The sequence below is a fragment of the Cutibacterium equinum genome, from assembly GCF_028021195.1.
GTDB lineage: Bacteria > Actinomycetota > Actinomycetes > Propionibacteriales > Propionibacteriaceae > Cutibacterium > Cutibacterium equinum.
In genome coordinates this window covers 1290245-1309191 of record NZ_CP115668.1, presented here as the reverse complement: position 1 = coordinate 1309191, position 18947 = coordinate 1290245, and the positions used below count along the sequence as shown (strand labels likewise).

Annotated in this window: 12 protein-coding genes; 7 read left to right on the top strand and 5 right to left on the bottom strand. The window is 62.7% G+C overall.

Annotation, left to right across the window (positions count from 1 at the left end; translation table 11 throughout):
* Nucleotides 1-10: 10 nt before the first annotated feature.
* A complete protein-coding gene (locus O6R08_RS05970; protein WP_271417320.1) occupies nt 11-535 on the bottom strand; it encodes an Rv3235 family protein in 525 nt (174 codons plus the stop codon).
* 179 nt (nt 536-714) lie between these two features.
* Between O6R08_RS05970 and O6R08_RS05965 the strand changes: the two genes are divergently transcribed.
* Entirely contained in the window at nt 715-1212 is a 498-nt protein-coding gene (locus O6R08_RS05965) for a DUF6912 family protein (RefSeq protein WP_271417319.1), read from the top strand.
* 31 nt (nt 1213-1243) lie between these two features.
* Here O6R08_RS05965 and O6R08_RS05960 read toward each other — a convergent pair whose 3' ends face one another.
* On the bottom strand, nt 1244-1717 hold the full coding sequence (locus O6R08_RS05960) for a DUF2505 domain-containing protein (RefSeq protein ID WP_271417318.1): 474 nt from the start codon (nt 1715-1717) through the stop codon (nt 1244-1246).
* A 150-nt stretch (nt 1718-1867) separates the two neighbouring features.
* On the opposite strand from O6R08_RS05960, the gene O6R08_RS05955 reads away from it, so the two are divergent.
* The 3 genes from O6R08_RS05955 (at nt 1868) to trpS (ending at nt 8572) form a co-directional block, all read left to right on the top strand.
* Nucleotides 1868-6475, top strand: a complete 4608-nt coding sequence (locus O6R08_RS05955; RefSeq protein WP_271419282.1) for an NAD-glutamate dehydrogenase — start codon at nt 1868-1870, stop codon at nt 6473-6475.
* A gap of 62 nt (nt 6476-6537) precedes the next feature.
* Complete coding sequence (locus O6R08_RS05950; RefSeq protein WP_271419281.1) at nt 6538-7335, top strand: PHP domain-containing protein; 798 nt, start codon at nt 6538-6540, stop codon at nt 7333-7335.
* A 145-nt stretch (nt 7336-7480) separates the two neighbouring features.
* Complete coding sequence (trpS, locus tag O6R08_RS05945; RefSeq protein WP_271417317.1) at nt 7481-8572, top strand: tryptophan--tRNA ligase; 1092 nt, start codon at nt 7481-7483, stop codon at nt 8570-8572.
* Between the two features lie 62 nt (nt 8573-8634).
* Here trpS and O6R08_RS05940 read toward each other — a convergent pair whose 3' ends face one another.
* Nucleotides 8635-10254, bottom strand: a complete 1620-nt coding sequence (locus O6R08_RS05940; RefSeq protein ID WP_408640153.1) for a DEAD/DEAH box helicase — start codon at nt 10252-10254, stop codon at nt 8635-8637.
* A 264-nt stretch (nt 10255-10518) separates the two neighbouring features.
* Between O6R08_RS05940 and O6R08_RS05935 the strand changes: the two genes are divergently transcribed.
* Nucleotides 10519-11085: a hypothetical protein gene (locus O6R08_RS05935; protein ID WP_271419280.1), complete on the top strand. Its 567-nt coding sequence runs from the start codon at nt 10519-10521 to the stop codon at nt 11083-11085.
* Nucleotides 11086-11176: 91 nt separating this feature from the next.
* Here the strand turns inward: O6R08_RS05935 and O6R08_RS05930 are convergent, their stop codons facing one another.
* On the bottom strand, nt 11177-11404 hold the full coding sequence (locus O6R08_RS05930; protein WP_271417315.1) for a DUF3107 domain-containing protein: 228 nt from the start codon (nt 11402-11404) through the stop codon (nt 11177-11179).
* A 21-nt stretch (nt 11405-11425) separates the two neighbouring features.
* Entirely contained in the window at nt 11426-12289 is an 864-nt protein-coding gene (locus O6R08_RS05925; protein ID WP_271417314.1) for a PP2C family protein-serine/threonine phosphatase, read from the bottom strand.
* Nucleotides 12290-12556: 267 nt separating this feature from the next.
* On the opposite strand from O6R08_RS05925, the gene O6R08_RS05920 reads away from it, so the two are divergent.
* Nucleotides 12557-15727, top strand: a complete 3171-nt coding sequence (locus tag O6R08_RS05920) for an ATP-dependent helicase (RefSeq protein WP_271417313.1) — start codon at nt 12557-12559, stop codon at nt 15725-15727.
* Nucleotides 15724-18942 carry an ATP-dependent DNA helicase gene (locus tag O6R08_RS05915; RefSeq protein WP_271417312.1) on the top strand — a complete coding sequence of 1073 codons (3219 nt, stop codon included), beginning with the start codon at nt 15724-15726 and terminating at the stop codon, nt 18940-18942. The genes O6R08_RS05920 and O6R08_RS05915 overlap by 4 nt, the downstream gene beginning before the upstream one ends.
* The last annotated feature ends 5 nt before the right edge of the window (nt 18943-18947 follow it).

The following is an 18947-nucleotide window of genomic DNA, read 5'->3' as shown; positions in this document are numbered from 1 at the left end:
GTCGGCGCCGTCACGCCATGCCGACGGCTTCTGGACTGATGTGTTTCTCGGTCAGTAGCGCGGCCATCGTGGGGTTGAGGACGAGTTCGACGGCGTCGAGATGCCAGATGCCCTCGCGCTGAACCAGGTTCGTGGCCAAGGGGAGTCGCCTGCCACGCAGATCGATCATGCCAACCCCGTCCACATGATCATCGTCGAAACCGACTCGAGGCTCACCGACGAGGAGCATACGGCTCCAGCCAGGTCCGCGAGGCCAGCTGCGCATCGTCGCTGCCGCCCGCGTACTCGACGCCCTCAGGAGTTGAGTCATGGGCCGGCGCCCAGCCATCGTCTCGATGATGATGATGTGGATGGCACGAGTCAGTCGCGCCGCCTGCTGGTAGGCCTTGCAGTTGCCGTGCGCCGCGTTCGGCATTGGCGGCGACGAGACCACGCGCAATTCCTCCGGCCACCAGTCCCGGTCGAGTTCCAGGAAGATGTCGGACGGGTGTCGGGCCGCCGACTCAAGGGGTATGGGTGCTGATGTGCTCGTCATGGGCTCTAGGACAGCGCATGTGGCCCTTGGAGGGGAAGGGTTGAATTGCACATCTGTGGAAAACTCGAGTCAGCACACCGTGTCGGCATCTGAAACGGGTGCGTACCAAGATGCGATTTCTGGTCACATCTGAGTACCGTTGACGATGCACCAGGGGTCGCTGACCGAGGAGGGTTCAATTGTCGACGTCCACCATCGTTTTCATCCCCACCAACGCGCAACGGGCTCGCGAGCTGTGCGCCGCCCCGGGAGAACAGGTGACGGCCTTCACGGTCACCGAAGAACTCCGTTCCATCCTCGACGTCACCGACCCTGAGGAAACCGAACATGCCGCCATGGTCATCGGTTCGGTGTGGGGTCTGACCCACACCGGTCGTCGACTCGTCCTCGTCGCCCACGTTCCCACCGAGCAGATGGCCGATCATGAGGAGGTCGACAACGGCGCAGTGACGCTGAGGCGTCTGGAGCCCTCTCAGATCACGGCGTGGTTCGCTGATGACGACGACGCCAACTCCCAGGATGCCGCTGCCGCTGTCAAGGGCATGATCATTGACGACGCATGGAATGACGTCGCCGTTCAGACCCTCATTGGTGAGCACGAACTGTCCTGGCACGACATCACCGAGGAGCTTCCAGGTGCCGACACCGACCCCGAGGGGTTTCCCGGACTGGGGTGACGTCGACTGCCGCTGATGGGCGAGGCCGGCCTCAGTGAGAGGCCAACCAGTCGTCACCGGCCTGCTGCTGCACGTTGAAGGCCTCAGTGATGTGCGGGGCGGCGGCCTTTTCCAACTTCTTGCCCATCAGCGGGACCGACACGGTGAAGGTCCCGGTGTAGACGACCTCGGTCCCGGTGCCATCGGGACGCACGGCAGCATGTCCCTCGGCCTTGGCCGGCATACCCTGAGGAACGATCTGCAAGGCGCCCTCCCGCGATCCATCGGAATTGGCAGGCTGCCACGACAGGGTCTGTTTGGCGGTGAGGGTCGAGCCGACGAACTTCGTCACCTGGCTGGGAGCGGGCATGGCCACATCCAGGCTCAGCGAATCGCCCGTGACCACAGCATTACTCGTGGTGCCCCCGGCACGACGGTGCACGTCCTGCCACCATGCCGGATCGCTCATCATGGAGACGACTTGATCAGGGGTTGCGTCGAAATGGGCCCGTGAATTGATGTCCATGACACCATGATGCCCGACGTTGGCGCCACACAGGCAAAACAACCCCGCGCGGTGGTTCACGCAGAGGCATAGACCCTTGTAGAGTTCTCATCGAGGACCACGTTGAGGTGGCCCCGTGACCATGACGAAGGTGACCTGATCGTGTCAGAGATGGACAAAGTCATCCCGGATCTCGTGGCGTCGGTGCTGGAGCAGCACGCCACGGGAGATTGCTGCCGGGAGGAGGTGATTCGTCAGGCCATGGAACGGCAGGTCACCCTTGCCGTGAAACCCGGACCCGTTCGCGTCGATGTCATCATCGATCCGCCGTGGTCTGACGGTCAGGTCAACTCCGTGCAGATCGTCATGGATGACCGTCCCTTCCTCGTCGACACCGTCGTGTCGTGCCTGCTTCGCCATGGGTGGCGAGTTGAGGACGTCCGCCATCCGATTTTCGGTGTCAAGCGCAACGCCGAGGGCGGTATCGACAGTGTCGGAACCCCCGGCCGTGACGGCTACGAGCCCGAGTCCTGGATGGACATCGACACCACGGCACCGATCGGTGTTGACACTGGTGAGGCTGCCACACAGCTCGCTGACAGTCTTCGCAGTTGCCTGGAGCAGGTCGTTCGGGCCACCGACGACTGGGCGGCAATGCACGAGGCGATGCTCCAGACTGCTGAACTGGTCAGCGCGTCACAAGGCCATGCCGATGACCGCGACTCCGCGCGGGAACTCCTGGAGTGGTTGGCCGACGACCACTTCGTGTACCTGTCCTACGAGGAGTTCCGCGTCGATGGGAACACCATGACACCAGTGCCCGGCACCCGGTTGGGCATCATCGACAACGGACCGCGATTCGACGCAATTCCTCACGGCCAGGACGACTCCACCATCGTCGTCACCAAGGACTCGGTTCGTTCCACAGTGCAGCACAACGAATACCGCGACTACGTCGGTGTGCGGATCCGTGATGAGCACGGCGCCGTGGTCGGTGAACACCGCTTCATCGGGCTGCTCGGGTCGGCTGCCTACACCGAGTCGGTGACGCACATTCCCGTGCTGCGCGCCAAGGCCTCTCGCGTGCTGGCGCTGTCGGGATACCGCGCCAACTCCCACGGCGGCAAGGCGGTCGCCCGAACCATAGCCGAGTTTCCGCGTGACGCCCTTTTCGAGGCCCCGGCCGAGGAGCTCGTGCCGCTCATCATGACGATCATCGACCTGCGCGAGAAGCAGCGCCTGCGAGCCTTGGTCCGCCGTGGTCCGTGGGGCCGTTTCTTCCACCTGCTGGTCTTCGTCCCCGCTGATCGTTTTGACGCCAGCACAGTTGGTGTCGTCAAGAGAATCGTCACCAAACGGACCGGCGCTGCGGACATCGACGCGACCACGATGATGGGCGAGTCCTCCCTGGTCCGGATCACGCTGACGGCCAAGGTCCCCGACGGGCAGGTGCTCCCCCCGATCGACAACGAGGAACTACAGGCCGAACTTGCCGAGGCCATCTCGAACTGGGATGACGAGTTCATCGCCCTGGCCCGCGGCATCGAGAGCAACCGACGCGGCATTGACTTCGGACCTGAGTACAAGCAGGAGTTCACGGCCAGACAGGGCATCCTGGACCTTGAACTGCTCAACGGGCTGGGCGAGGACGACCTCGGCATGGTCATGTACCGCCCCGACGACCCGGCCGATCCCTCCGACCTGCGACTCAAGATCTTCAACCAGCATGCGCCCATGACCCTGTCCCAGGTCATGCCCCACCTGTCGAGCCTGGGCGTCCAGATCGTCGACGAGCATCCCCACCGCATCATCCTGCGCGGTCGGGAGATCTGGCTGTTCGACCTCGGTCTGGAGACCCCCGGCGAGCTGTGGAAGGATTCCGAACGACATCGATTCACCGAAGCATTCGCTGCATCCTGGCGTGGCGAGTGTGAATCTGACACCTTCTCAGGCCTCGTGACCGAGGCAGGTTTGTCGTGGTCCCAGGTGGCCATGCTTCGCGCCATCGCCCGCTACCTCCGGCAGGTCGGCAGCCCATTCTCCCAGACCTACATGGCCAAGGCACTACGGGCGAACCCGAATCTGGCCGGCGGTCTGGTGAGGATCATCGAGGCCAAGTTCGATCCATCGGCCTACGATGACGGGGCCACTGCCGGAGCCGAGCGGCTGGCCAAGGTCGAGGAACTCTCGCAAGCCTTCCTGGCCGACCTGGACGACGTCGCATCCCTCGATCATGATCGCATCCTGCGCATGATGCATGCCGTGGCCAAAGCCATGATCCGCACCAACTGGTGGCAGAAGAATCGCCGTGCACTGGCCTTCAAGGTGCGCCCCAGCGAACTCGACTTTGCCCCCGCGCCACGCCCCACCTTCGAGATCTTCGTCAACTCGCCCAGGGTCTCGGGAACTCACCTGCGGTTCGGTGCGGTGGCTCGAGGCGGCCTGCGCTGGTCGGATCGTCCTGAGGACTTCCGCACCGAGGTCCTCGGCCTGGTCAAGGCCCAGATGGTCAAGAACTCAGTCATCGTACCTGCCGGTGCCAAGGGCGGCTTCGTTCCCGCCCACCTGCCCGATCCCACGATCGACCGAGCCGGCTGGGCCGAAGAAGGCAAGGACTGCTACCGCATCTTCGTCTCCTCGCTGCTGTCGGTGACCGACAACGTCGTCGAGGGCAAGGTTGTCGCTCCCGACCGGGTGGTGCGTCACGACGGGGACGATCCTTACCTCGTCGTGGCTGCTGACAAAGGCACCGCCACGTTCTCCGACACCGCCAATGCCATCGCCGCAGAACACGGGTTCTGGCTCGGTGATGCCTTCGCCTCGGGTGGGTCCCACGGTTACGACCACAAGGCGATGGGCATCACGGCGCGCGGCGCATGGGAGTCGGTGACTCGCCACCTCGCTGACCTGGGCATCGATCAGGCTAGTGACGACTTCACCTGCATCGGTATCGGTGACATGTCCGGTGACGTGTTCGGCAATGGCATGTTGCTGAGCAAGCACATCAAGCTCGTGGCAGCCTTCAACCACCGCCACATCTTCGTGGATCCGAACCCGGACCCTGCCGTGTCCTGGCAGGAGCGTCGTCGTCTTTACGATCTTCCGCGCTCCAGCTGGAGGGATTACGACCCCTCCCTCATCTCTGAGGGCGGTGGCATCTGGGATCGCACCTTGAAGTCGATTCCGGTGAGCCCGCAGATGTACGAGGTCCTCGGCATCGACGACTCCGTCGAGACGATGACCCCCGACGACCTCATCTCAGCGATCCTGCGGGCCCCGGTGGACCTGCTGTGGAATGGCGGAATCGGCACCTACGTGCGAGCCACGACTGAGACTGACGCCCAGGTTGGCGATCGCGCCAATGACCCGGTGCGCGTCACCGCCAAGGAGGTACGCGCCAAGGCCGCTGGCGAAGGCGGAAACTTGGGATGGACCCAGGCAGGCCGTATCGAATACGCCCGCAATGGTGGCCGAATCAACACCGATTTCATCGACAACTCCGCCGGCGTCGACACCTCGGATCATGAGGTCAACATCAAGATCCTGCTCGATGCCGAGGTGGCTGCAGGACGCCTCAGCGCTGAGGAACGCGACGAACTGCTTCCCGCCATGGCCGACGACGTCGCATCCCTCGTGTTGCGCCACAACCGCTCGCAGAACCTCGCCCTGGCCAATGCGTTGAGCCCATCTGGCCCGAAGCCTGGAGTTCTGGAAGCCTGGATGTGCGAACTCGAGAAGTCCGGCCATCTCGATCGTGTCGTCGACACCATGCCGTCGACCACGGAGATGAACCGTCGAATCGCCGCAGGGGAGGGGCTGGCCAGCCCTGAACTGTGCACCCTGCTCGCGTGGACGAAGATCGCCCTGTGTGATGCCGTGCTGGCCACCGATCTTCCCGAAGACCCCTTCGTCGCTGACCGTCTGGTGGGCTACTTCCCGCCCCTGCTGCGCGAAAGATTCGCCGATCGGATGCCAGATCATCGACTGCACCGGGAGATCATCACGACCGAGGCCGTCAACCGATTCGTTGACTCCCAGGGCATCACGGCCTACCACCGCCTGCATCAGCAGACCGGGGCCGACATCGCTCAGGTCATCCGTTGCCAGCTGGCAGCCCGGTCGGTCTTCGGACTGGGCAGGGTGGAAACGAACCTCGCTCACCTCGGACTGGATGCCGTCCGGACCGCAGAGATCAGGCTCGCCCTGAGGGACCTCGCCATGGACGCCACGAGGTGGTTCCTCAACCACGGCGGCGCCGACAACATCTCAGCCACGATCGAAACCTACCGTCCAGGGGTCGCCGGACTCGTCGACAAGCTCTCTGACCTGCTGGGCGACAGCGCCGACGAATGGCAGGAGAAGGTTGACGAGGTCACTGCGTTGGGACTTGATCGTGCGGATGCCGCCGTCGTCGCATCTCACGAATGGGGGCCGGTGCTGTTGAGCGTGGTCGAGATCTCGGAAGAGGGCCATCCTCTCAACGAGGTCGCCGAGGCATACCTGACGCTGGCGCGCAGGGTGGACATGCCCCGACTGACTCGTCTCGTCGAGCAGCTTCCACAGGACCGTCGGACGGACTCGCGAGTGCGAGCCAGCCTGCGTGAGGACCTGCTCCAGGTGATGTCTGAGGCGACGCGACGTGCCCTTGCACTGGGAACGGATCAGGTTCTGGTCGATGGCGGACGTATTATTGAAACGATGTCGACAAACCCGGATCTGGCGCAATGCGTCGTGATGGTCAGCGACCTGCGCTCTGCCGTCGGCCAGGAGGCCAAGTAGTGAAAATCGATCTCCACACCCACTCCTCGATCTCGGACGGGACGGATTCCCCGACCCGCCTCATGATGAAGGCTGCCGCAAGCGGTCTGGACGTCATCGCCCTGACTGATCACGACACCTTTGACGGGCTGGAGGAGGCTCAGGCAGCCGGGCAACGGTTCGGTGTTCGGCTCCTTCCCGGTCTCGAGATGACGTGTCACATCGGTGGCCGTGACGTTCACCTGCTGGGCTACGGGCCGCGTCGCGACGATGCCGCTCTGGGGAGGCAGTTGCGGGCCACCCAGGCTTCCCGGACAGGGCGTCTGGGCGCCATGTGTGAAAAACTCACCGAGGCCGGCATGCCGGTGACGATTGAGGATGTCCGTCGAGCGGCCGGCTCGACCTCGAGTCTGGGCCGCCCCCATGTCGCAGACGCGATGGTGGCCAAGGGATACGTCGAAGATCGCAACGAAGCCTTCCGCGACTGGCTCGCTGACGGCAAGCCAGCGTACGTGCCGCGCCACACCGTGGCTCTGGAGGACGGTATCGACCTCATTCACAAAGCCGGTGGCGTCGCCATCCTGGCTCATCCCTGGGGCCGGGGGGCTCAACAGGTACTCACCCCGCAGGTGATCGCGTCATTGTCTGCCTATCACCAACTCGACGGTATCGAGGTGGAACATCAGGAGCACGACCAGGCAGCCCGCCGTATGCTCTTCGACCTGGGTGGACGGCTCGGGCTGGTTCGCACTGGCTCCAGCGATTACCACGGAACCGGAAAGAAGGACCACGACCTGGGGTGCAATCTCACTCGTGAGACGGCCTACCGAGAAATCGTGACGAGGATCCAACTGCGAGGTGGAGTGCTGCACGTGCGGTGAGACTGCTACAGTGTCCGACATGATGAGTGCACCGGCGAATGTCACCTCGTGGTGGCGTTTCTGCGTGCGGCACTGACGATGTGACGGCCGCCCTGTCCGGCGGCGTCTCCTCGTCGTCCAAGAGGGTGGCGAGGAAGGATGATCGATGACCAGCGACGTTTCTGAGATCGGATCGAACGCTGCCACGTTGGCGCGTTCCCAAGCCCGCAGTGACAAGGTTGAGGCTGATCTGGCCGTCCATCCCGAGAAGTGGCGGGTTCTCACTGGAGATCGTCCCACCGGAAGCCTCCACATCGGTCACTATTTCGGGTCGTTGGCCAATCGGGTGCGGCTGCAGGATGCGGGGATCGAGTCTTTCCTCATCATCGCTGATTACCAGGTCATCTACGACCGTGACGGTGTGGGCGAATTGCAGGCCAACGTCATGTCGAATGTCGCCGATTACCTTGCCATCGGTATTGACCCGACCCGCACCACGATCTTCACCCACTCGGCCTTGCCGGCCCTCAACCAGTTGATGCTGCCCTTCCTGTCCTTGGTGACAGACGCCGAGTTGCGTCGCAACCCGACCGTCAAGGATGAGCTGGCCACCTCGGATCGCCCGATGTCTGGTCTCATGCTCACCTTCCCGGTTCATCAGGCCGCTGACATCCTCTTCTGCAAGGCCAACCTCATCCCGGTGGGCCGCGACCAGTTGCCGCACGTTGAACAGACTCGGGTCATTGCTCGTCGCTTTGACGAGAGGTATGGACGTGCCGACGCTTCCACCCCGGTCTTCCCCGAGCCCGAGGCTCTGCTGTCGGCGACCCCGCACGTTCTGGGACTCGACGGCACCAAGATGAGCAAGTCGAAGGGCAACACCATTGAGCTCGGTATGACCGCAGATCAGACCGCCAAGCTCATCAAGAAGGCCAAGACGGATGCCGAGCGGCACATCACCTGGGACCCCCAGAACCGTCCGGAGGTCTCGAACCTCGTGCTGCTCACGGCCTTGTGCGAGAACGGCGATCCGGCCGCGATTGCCGAGGAGATTGGTGACGGTGGCTCGGGTGCCCTCAAGAAGCGTCTCACCGCATCCCTCAACGACTACTTCGCCCCGATTCGCCAGCGACGTGCCGAGCTCGCCGCTGACGAGGGCCACCTGCGCGAGGTGCTTCGCGACGGCAATGAGCGCGCCAATGCCGTGGCGGAGCAGACGCTGTCCGAGGTGCGCACAGCGATGAAGACGGTCTACTGAAGGTTAATTCGTCACTGGTGTAGGGCTCGTCGCAGGGCCCTCCGTGCCCTTGCCATCGTGGTTCACAGGGAGCGGCGTGCCCTGCGGTGACGCGGGAGGCTGCCAGCGCTCTTGTCCCCGGCAAGCTTTGTGCTGGCCTTGCCCTTCTTGGCCACTCCCTCCTTGCGGGACACGGAGTCGTTGTGTGGAGACGTGGCGTCACTGGTGGCCTCGTTCGTGCCATGCTCGCTGCGCACCTCGTTGCCATCACGAATCACCTTGCCATTGCGGCGACGTGTGCGCTTGCGGCGGGGCTTGTCAGAGTCCTGGGTGTCCTTGCGACGACGACGGGGCTCACCGTGCTCACCGCGCTTGTGGTGGTCGTCATGGTCATGGCGATGATGACGCTCGCGCTTCTCAGCCTCAGGCACAGCACCCTTGGTCCCCTCCGGGATGTCGAGGTCGGTGTAAAGATGCGGCGAGGTGGAGTAGGTCTCGACGGGCTCGGGGATATCAAGGTCGAGCACCTTGTTGATGAGCTTCCACCGGGTGATGTCAGCCCAGTCCACGAGGGTCACGGCCACCCCCTTGGCTCCTGCACGTCCGGTACGGCCAATGCGGTGGACGTAGGTCTTCTCGTCCTCGGGACATTCGTGGTTGATGACATGAGAGACCCCGGTGACGTCAATACCACGGGCAGCAACGTCGGTGGCGACAAGGATGGTGGCCTCGCCGTTGCGGAATTTCTTGAGAGCCTTCTCACGAGCGACCTGATTGAGGTCGCCATGGATCGCGCGAGCCTTGAAGCCACGGTCATCGAGGTCATCGGCCAGACGCTGGCATGCGCGCTTGGTGCGGCAGAAGATGATGGCCTTCTCGACGTCGCGGGACTGCAGGATGCGCCCGATGACCTCGATCTTGTCCATCGGATGAGCCTGGTAGACGAACTGTCGGGTGTCGGGGACAGTGGCCTGGGCGTCGGCACCCTCGGCACGCACATGCACAGGACGGTTCAGCTGTGAACGAGCCAGAGCCATGATCGGTGCCGGCATGGTTGCCGAGAAGAGCATGGTCTGGCGGGAGATCGGGGTGCGGCCGATGAGATTCTCCACGTCAGGCAGGAAGCCCAGGTCGAGCATCTCGTCAGCCTCGTCGAGGACGACGATGCGCACGTGGGACAGGTCGAGGTCCTTGCGCTGGGATAGGTCGAGGAGACGCCCAGGGGTGCCGACGACGACATCGACCCCTTCCTTGAGGGCGTCGATCTGTGGTTCATAGCCGACACCGCCATAGACAGTGAGGACTCGCGCGCCGCGCACCGAGGCAGCCGTCGAGATGTCCTTGGACACCTGCAGGGCGAGCTCACGGGTCGGGCACATCACCAGTGCCTGGGGCTTGCCCTTGTTCTCGAACCCTTCCCATGCCTCGTCGCCGGGCAGGGTGATGCGCTGCAGAACGGTAATACCGAAGGCGAGGGTCTTGCCTGTGCCGGTGCGAGCCTGGCCGATGAGATCGGTGCCCTGGATGGAGATGGGGATGGACATGGCCTGAATGGGGAAGGGGGAGACGATTCCCACCCCCTCCAGCGCCTGGCAGATGTCTTCTCTCACGCCGAGATCGGCGAAGGAGGTGGAAACGGAAACAGTGGTCTCGGTCAGTGTCTTGGCCTCTTCGTGCGTGGGCCCGTCAAGGCCCGATGTCATTTTTTGTATCGTCATTCTTCGTATCGTCGGTCTTCGTGATGTCGTCGTGCGAAAGTGGTCCGCGACGATGTCACGTGCGGTGTGGACCTGCGAGGTCACGCGGTCGACACACCATGGGCCATCCTACCTCCAATGCCGTCAAGCCTCTAACCTGTTGGGGTGAGCATCGACGACACGCATCCCCATGACTCCTCGGTTGTGCCGATCTTCTGGTCGGTCGCAGCATCCTGCGCGTTGCACGGGTTCTCGGCGACGGTGGCCGGCATGAGTCTGGCCACCGACCTGACGGACCGCTTCCTCATCGTCGATCGCAGCGCTGAGGTTCAGCAGATCCTGGCCGAAGCCAGAACCCATCTGACAGGCCGAGCTGTGCTGGGCGAGGTGGATCCTCTCATCGGGTCCATCGAAGAATACGTGCCCTCTCAATCCTGGTCTCAGGTGTTGCTGCGCGACCATATCGTCGTAGATCTCATCGCCGATTTCCTGGACCGGGTCGAGCCGAACCTCGCACCCGAACTTCGCCCGGTCCGTGGGTCTTTCGGCCCGTGGCTGGGTCGGGGTACCGGTAGCCGCGTGCGATGGGACGCTGCGATGCGTCGCACCATCGCAAGCCAGCGTGACGCATCGCCAGAGTCTGTGTTCGCTCGACGCCTCGTGGGGGAGGTGCTGTCGGTGGCCCAACGACTCTTTGCCCGTCATCAGGGGCTGACCTCGGCCTTGACGAGATCTGGTGGGGGAGAGTTCGATGACCTCGACCTCATCAATGAAGTCATGGCCGGTGTGTTGAGCGCCCATGACGAACGCATGATCGATCTTGGCCTCGAACCGTGAACGACGCCTGGCGAAAGGCGTTGAGCCTCACGTGACGACGGGAGCTTCCGCAATGACCGGAAGCTCCCGCGACGTTCACCTGTGACCGCGCTCAGGCAGCTCCAAATCCCACCTGACGACTGTGGGGCTGTCCCATGTCGAGGTAGGCGATCCCGCGTGCGGGAACCAGGACCTTGCGGCCCTTGGCATCGGTCAGGGTGAGGACGGCGTCGGGCTTGCTGAGGCTGTCCCGGAGCTGGCGCTCGATGGACTCAGCGCTGTCCTGGGCGTCGATGCTGACTTCACGTGCGGTGTTGACGATGCCGATCTTGATCTCCATGACGACAAACCTACAGGTGGATCAAGCATCACGGCGCCATAGCGCCACAGTGATGTTGTCATGGCCGCCGCAGTTGTTGGCGTGGGCGATGAGTCCGGCCGCCACATCCGCTGGATCCGGACGCCCCTGGTCGGTTGGTCGCGCAGCGTGCGCGAGATCTGCGATGAGCGTGGCCAGGTTGTCAGGGTCGGGAACGTGATTCCACAACCCGTCACTGCACACCAAGAGCCACCCGGATTGCTGCGGCTGATAGGCCATGACGCGGGGGGCGAGGTCGGTGGCAGAAGCGCCAATCCACTTCGTGATCGCATGAGCGCCGATCCCCGCCTCAGCCTCCTGGCGAGACATGCCCAGATCCATTTGTGCCTGGGCCATGGAATCATCGATGGACAGTCGGATACCGCCGCCGTCGTCAGGGAACCAGTAGGTTCGGGTATCGCCGATGTTGCCGACGATGATGCGTTCTTGTGTCGCAACGGCGGCGGCCAAAGTACATGCACCAATCGGGCTGGGTGCGCTCATTACTGCTTCGTGAGCCTTCCGGAATGCCCGCTCGAACAAGGTGACGATGTCGTCGTCACTGGCTGGCATCCCCTGGCACATCGTCGCTGTCAGGTAGTCGCGCGCAGTGATGGAGGCGATTCTGGCACACTCCTCAGCGCCGTCGGTCGACGAGACACCATCCGCGACAACAAGGACGATGTGGCGCCCGGAGGTGTCGACGCCGAGAGCTGCGGCGTCCTGGTTGGTGTCATGACGGAGTCCGATGTGCGAGGCGCAGGCAACATCTGTACGAGCTGCCGCCCGTTCTGTGAGGTCCACTCTTGCGATGGCGGAGGTATCGGGCGTCGCGATGGCGTCCGATGACTGGTCCGATTCATTCATGACGGTCCTCAGGTTGGGCGATGGTTCTCCGCACGGCTCCGGTCGAAATCGGTGGCGCCGCTCGATGTGGCACGGCGGTCGCGGCAGATCCGGGTCTACCGGCGATGTCGTGAGCCACTACGAGCGTGCGGACACGTCTCATGGTGGTGAGACAACTCTTCCACCCTCTCACATGGCGCGCGGCGAGGCCAGAAAACGGCTGTTGACGACGTTGTTCGGGCAAAACGGAACAACTGGCCCCAGATGGTGTCGGCAGTCAGTGGTGGGATGTCTGCCATGCATGAATGGGATGACGCTCAGGTGGGGGTGCTCGATGATGCGGCCGGAACGGTCGTCGTCATGGGAGGGCCAGGGACCGGGCGTACAACTGTGTGTCTTGAGGTGGCCGCACGCTACGTCGAGGCTGGCGGATCCCTGTCTGATGTCTTGCTGCTGGGCCAGACACGACCGGCTGCTCAGGCCTTGCGCAATGGTCTCGTGCGGCGACTCGGGGGTGCGCATCTGGACCCTCATGTCATGACGGTTCACGCCTTGGCCAGGCGGATCCTTGCGGCTCAGCAAGGTTCGGGACGGCTGTTGACAGCCCCTGAGCAGGAGTTTCGTATCAGGGAGCTTCTCGCGGCTCGTGACATGTCGGACTGGCCCGAGGAGTTGCGGGCATGTGCACAGACCTCTCAGTTTGCTTCTGATGTTCGTGTCATGGCGGCGAGACTTCGCCAAGAAGGGTGCGACCCGCAGGACCTCACAGCTGCCGGGATGAGGTGGGGAGTGACGCAATGGCAGGTCCTTGGGCTGTTCCTGGCCGACTACCTCGACGTGCTTGATCTGGAAGGGGCAGTGGATTACGCCGAGGCGGTGCATCGTGCTCGGATCGCCTTGGCACGCCCAGGAGCAGTCAACGAAGTGAGGTCACGGGTCAAACTGTTGGTGTGTGACGATGTGACCGAGTGCGATCCCTCCCAGATTCGCCTCATCGCCCAGCTGGCGCGGTGCCATGTTCCGTGTGTGCTGACGGCTGATCCGGACCAGACGGTTTACGGTTTCCGTGGAGCATCTGCCGAACGTCTCGACGATCTGATCGACGAGTTCCCAGACGTGTCGGTTCACCATCTGACGACCAATCACCGCAACAGTGAGCATGTTGCTGGCGTCGTTGAGTCGTTGCGTACGGCAATGCCAGCAGTACCGTCTTCCCGCCGGCTGAGACGGCAGGCGAATCACGCCGCGTCCACAGACTCAGGGACGGTAGCTGCCATTCGAGCGGGTAGTACCACTCGGCTGGTGAGGAAGGTTGCTGGAAGTCTTCGTCATGCCCATGTGGCCAAAGGGGTCCCTTGGAACGAGATGGCGGTGGTGACCCGTCACGGGGCTGAGTTGGGAGTGATTGCGACGATTCTCGCGTCTGAGGGCATACCGGTTGTCCGCTCGCGAGATGAACATGTGTTGTCTGACGTCCACGCCGTGACCCAGATTCTCAATGCTCTTGAGGCTGCGGTCTGTCTGGCTACCCAGTCCCAACCGAGCCAGCGAGACGTGGCGGCCCTGATGACAAACCCGCTGGCAGGAATTGATCGCAATGTCGTTGATCGCCTCGAGACCTGGTGTCGACTCGTTGTGGGGCACGAGCTGAATTGGCAGGTATTGCAAGAACTGGCGGCCGACGACAGTTCCTGCGTGGAGAAGACAGAGCCGGCCGAAGACACCGGCGAGGATGAGCTCCAGGACGACAACGACGTGGCCACTGTGCCTCCTGGACTACAGCTTCTGGCCGAGCCACTTGCCGCTTTCGTCCGGCGTATCCAACGTTCGGCCAGCATTGTGGCCTCTGGCGGTACGTGCCATGAAGCCTTGTGGGCCTTGTGGCAGGGCAGCCCGTGGGCATCTGCGCTGCGGCGTCGTGCCTTGGCTGGCGATGCTTCGGCTGACCGTGATCTCGACGGGCTGTGTTCTCTGTTCGACATCGCCGAGGCAGGCCATTCCATGGCTGGTGTCTCGGGAGGACGGCGTTTCATTGACATGATCAGGCGCGAGCAGATCCCAGCAGACCGTGCGCGCGAGTCTGATGAGGATCGTGATGGGGTTACTGCCGTGACTGCTCATCGCGTCAAGGGCAAAGAATTCAGTGTGGTGGCCGTTTGCGGACTGGAAGAGGGCAACTGGCCCGCCGACAATCACACCGGTTCCCTGGTCGGTGCAGACAGGTGGTCCCCAGACGGTCCCGTGCCGAGTCCTGGATGGTCCGAGAACCTTCGGGCTGAGACCAGGCTGTTGCTTGTGGCGTGTTCCCGCGCGACAGATCAATTGCTGCTGTGCTCTGTCGACTCTCCCGACGAAGGCAAACGTCCTTCCGGGGTATTGACGGGAATCCCACACCTTGAGGAGGGCGCCGATGTCTTGCACGTCGCCAGCCTTACCGAGCTTGTCGGTGAACTGCGTCGAGCAGTTGCTGACGAAAACGAATCGCCTGCGGTACGGGGTCAAGCCCAGCAGCTTTTGAACGACATGCGCGGCGAGGAGTATCGCGGGCGGCCACTTGTTCCCCAAGCTGACCCGAGGAACTGGTGGTGCGAGGCAGCCCCTCGTCAGGCCGGCGTCAACGGTGAGATCGAGCTGGGGGCTTCGCACATTGGGGAGTTGCTCACCTGTCCGCGACGCTGGTTCATGACTCGTCGTGCCGGCGCCAGTAGCGGGGCCGCCCTCCGAGCAAGTATCGGCACCCTTGTTCATCGCATCTGCGCGGAAAACATGGGTCGATGGTCCCTTCCCGAGGCGCTGGCGGAGTTGGAGGACTCCTGGCCTGACATCGAGTTGACTGCGGAGTGGCAACGAGCCGCCGAGCTCGAGGACGCAAAGACTGCGCTGAAGCGTTTTGACGGCTGGGTGATGTCACGTCACCGAGAGTTTCTGGGTGCTGAGGTGCGAGTCGACGGCACCATCGAGGTGCCGTCCGGTGTAGCGCGGGTGCGGGGGAGTATCGATCGGCTTGAGCGAGACCCACAGGGTGCCTGCTACGTGGTGGACCTCAAGACCGGGACCAGTACGTCTCCTGAAACGAAGAACTCTCACCGTCTACAGATCGGCGTCTACCAAGCCGTCGTCGCATCCGGTGGCGTTTCGAGCCTTGGGAAGACGTCGGTCAGTGGTGCGGAATTGGTCCATCTTCGGATGGGTGCGGGCAAGGGACAAGCCGACGCAAAGGTCGACCACCAGAGTGGGCTCTGGGACGTTCCCTGGCCCGATGAGATGGAACCCGTCGAGGGTTGCAGGAATTGGATCGAGGCAAGCGTGGACAAGGCCATCAAGATCGTCAAGTCCGGTGAATACACCGCTATTGCCAATACCGGTTGCGGCCATTGTCCGGCGAGGGCTGGATGCCCGGCCTTGACCCCGAAGGATCCCTCGACGGCAGCACCGCGACAGCACAGGATGGCTTCATGATGGACTCGAGCAGCAGTATCCGACACGACGACGTTGACCTCGCAGCTCTGCTTGGGTTCGAACTCTCCGACGAGCAGGAGACGGCCGTCGAAGCGCCCCTCGAACCATGCGTTGTCATCGCTGGAGCAGGTACGGGTAAGACGACAGTGATGGGTGCGCGGGTGCTGTGGCTCGTGGCTACTGGGCGAGTCAGGCCTGAGGAAATCTTGGGACTGACATTCACCAACAAGGCCGCATCGGAGCTGTCTGGCAGGATCGAGGAGAATCTTACGAGTGCGGGTCTGTTGACCCCTGAGCAGCCCAGACCCACCGTGGCGACCTATGACAGTTTCGCGGGAACTCTGGTAGCCGATTACGGGCCATGGGATGGGATCGACACGGGTGCCCATCTCATCACAGGTGCGAGGGCTTACCAGTTGGCGATGGAGGTCGTGTCCCAACTGGATAAGTCGCCACTGGCGAGCACACACCTGACACCGGCGTCGATTGCTCAAGCGGTGGTGTCACTGGCCGGAGCCATGGCCTCACATGATGCAAGCGAGGATGCAGTGCGAGCTGCGGACGCTCGTTGGCGCCAGATGCTTGTCGATGCGCCGACACGACGCAATGGGGGACAGTACGCCAGCGTGAGGAAGAACCTCATCACGGTGGACGAACGTGAGGACTTGCTGGATCTTGTGCGTGCTTACCAGGATCTCAAGCGGCGCCGCGGATTCGTCGAGTTCGGGGACCGCATGCTGCAGGCCCTGCACTTAGTTTCGCGGCATCCGAGGGTGGGACAGGAATTGAGAGCCCGATACCGTGTCGTTCTCCTCGACGAGTATCAGGACACATCGTCGGCTCAAGCCGACCTGCTGGCAGCTCTATTTTCTGGACCGGATCCCGCTCACGGAAGGGGCCATCCGGTGATGGCTGTCGGTGATCCGCTGCAGGCCATTTATGAATGGCGAGGAGCCGCAGCGAGCAACATACTGGATTTTCATCGGCGGTTTCCGCAAGAGGCGGGTAGCCCGGCGACCATGCTGTCCCTGGCCACCAATCGACGATGTGCCAACCAGATCATTGACGCCGCGAACATAGCCTCTCAGGAGCTACGAGAGTTCCTTGCATCGTCATTGACATCGGTTGATGACGGCGAGGACGACGACGCGAAACCCGCAGTAGGCAGGCCACTCGATCCCCCACAGGAAAACCGCCGCGGTGACGTCGATGTTGCCGCGTATCTGACCTGGGCTGATGAGTGTCGGGCGTGCGCCGACGAGATGGTCGAAGCCAAGGAACGTGGGGCAATTGAACGGTGGTCCGAGGCGGCAATCCTTGTCAGACGCAATAGCGACGTTGCCGACCTCTACGACGCACTGACCTCTCGTGACATTCCGGTGAGAGTGGCAAACCTCTCTGGCCTGTTGACCCTTCCAGATGTCGCCATGGTGGTGGCTCATCTCCGAGTGCTGGTTGATCGTCACGATGATGCAGCGATGGCGGCTCTGCTCGCAGCCCCTCGCTTTGGGTTGGGAACCGACGGTCTTGCTGAGGTCCACCGACGAGCACGAGCCTTGGCCAAGGCACAGGCCAAGGCTGACGGACTTGATCCCGAGGATGTTGATGTCCATCTCGTCGACGCTGTCATGGAAGATCGACCAGTAGGTGATGAGCGAGTGCGATCTGCCCTCGAGCATCTCGCTGCAGAAATCGTTGAGATTGCTGCCCATCAGGGGGATAGCCCTGATGACCTGATCCTGCGGATCGAATCAGTTACCGGCCTCGTGGACGACATGGCTGCCGATGACCCAAGTCGTAGCTTGGCTCGCCGTGACCAGCTGGACACACTCTGGGAGGAGGTGCGAGAGGTACGTCGGAGCGACCCCGATATGACACTCCCCGGGATCGTCTCATGGCTGGCAGCCGAAGAAGATCATGGGCATGGCCTTTCCCGGGCTTCCGCAGACCTCAGCGACGCCGTGACGATATCGACTGTCCACGCAGCCAAGGGATTGGAGTGGCCGTTCGTGATCATTCCTGACATGGCCCAAGGTGTCTTCCCATCGGAACTGAGCCCGAAGAACTTCGTCACCGTGGCTGGAGTGCTGCCGTCGTTCGCCAGGGGAGATGCCAGTGAGATCAGCCATCCTGTTTCTGGAAGCGAAACCGATACCAAGGGCTACGTCGCGGCTCTCAAGGAGGATTCACAATGGTCCGAGGCGAGGTTGGCCTATGTAGCTTTGACGAGAGCCAAAGAGCGGTTGATCGTGTCATGGCACAAGTGGGACTCACGACGCAAAGGCTGCTACAGCCCGGGGAAGTACGCAGATTTGGTTGCCGGCATGCTCGGCGTAGCGTGGCCAGACCTTGGCGAGCGACCTGAGGATCGTGTCGACGATGGGATTCCATGGCCGGTGCTCGCCGATGAGGGCGCCATCCCAATCACGGGAGCGGAATTGTCAGGCGGTGCTGATCTGCCAGTTGTTGACGACCCCAAGGACGCTGACCGAGTGGCATCGTGGCAGGCTGACGCGCAGGCCTTGCTGGCTGAGGCTCGACGTCGGCGCGATGACACCGACGATGTGGTCATTCCGGCACGATTGACCACCTCCCAGATGGTCAGGCTCCACGCCAATCCACAGGCATTCCAGGAAGACCTGCTTCGTCCGATGCCTCGACCTGCAGACAGGGGAGCAGGCATTGGAACGGCATTCCACGAATGGGTGAGTCAACGCCTCGCCCCCCATCAGCCGATCCCACTATTCGACGCCGAGGAGATCAGCGAACTCGAGGAGGATAGCCAGAAGGACGACGGTGATGCGGTCGTCCGATCCGTTGAGGCGGATGCATTGCAGACTCTTCGTCAGGCCTTCGAGAACAGCCGATGGGCACACGCCACAGTCCTCGCAGTTGAGGAGCCCTTCGTCATGACGATTGGCAACACCGTCGTGCGCGGACGCCTTGATGCGGTGGTGGCCGACCCCGATCATCCCGGTGATGAACTCGTCATTGACTGGAAAACGTCGAAGCCACGGTCTGCTGACCCGCTTCAGCTATCCATCTACCGGTTGGCATGGACCCAGGCCCGAGGGATCGATCCCTCACGGGTACGAGCGGTCTTCCACCATGTTGGGGCCAACGAAACCATCACAGCAGAGCCACTACTGGATGCCGATCAGCTGGCAGGGATATTGGACGGTGTGGAGGGCGAATCGGATACGTCGTCCGGCTGAGCACG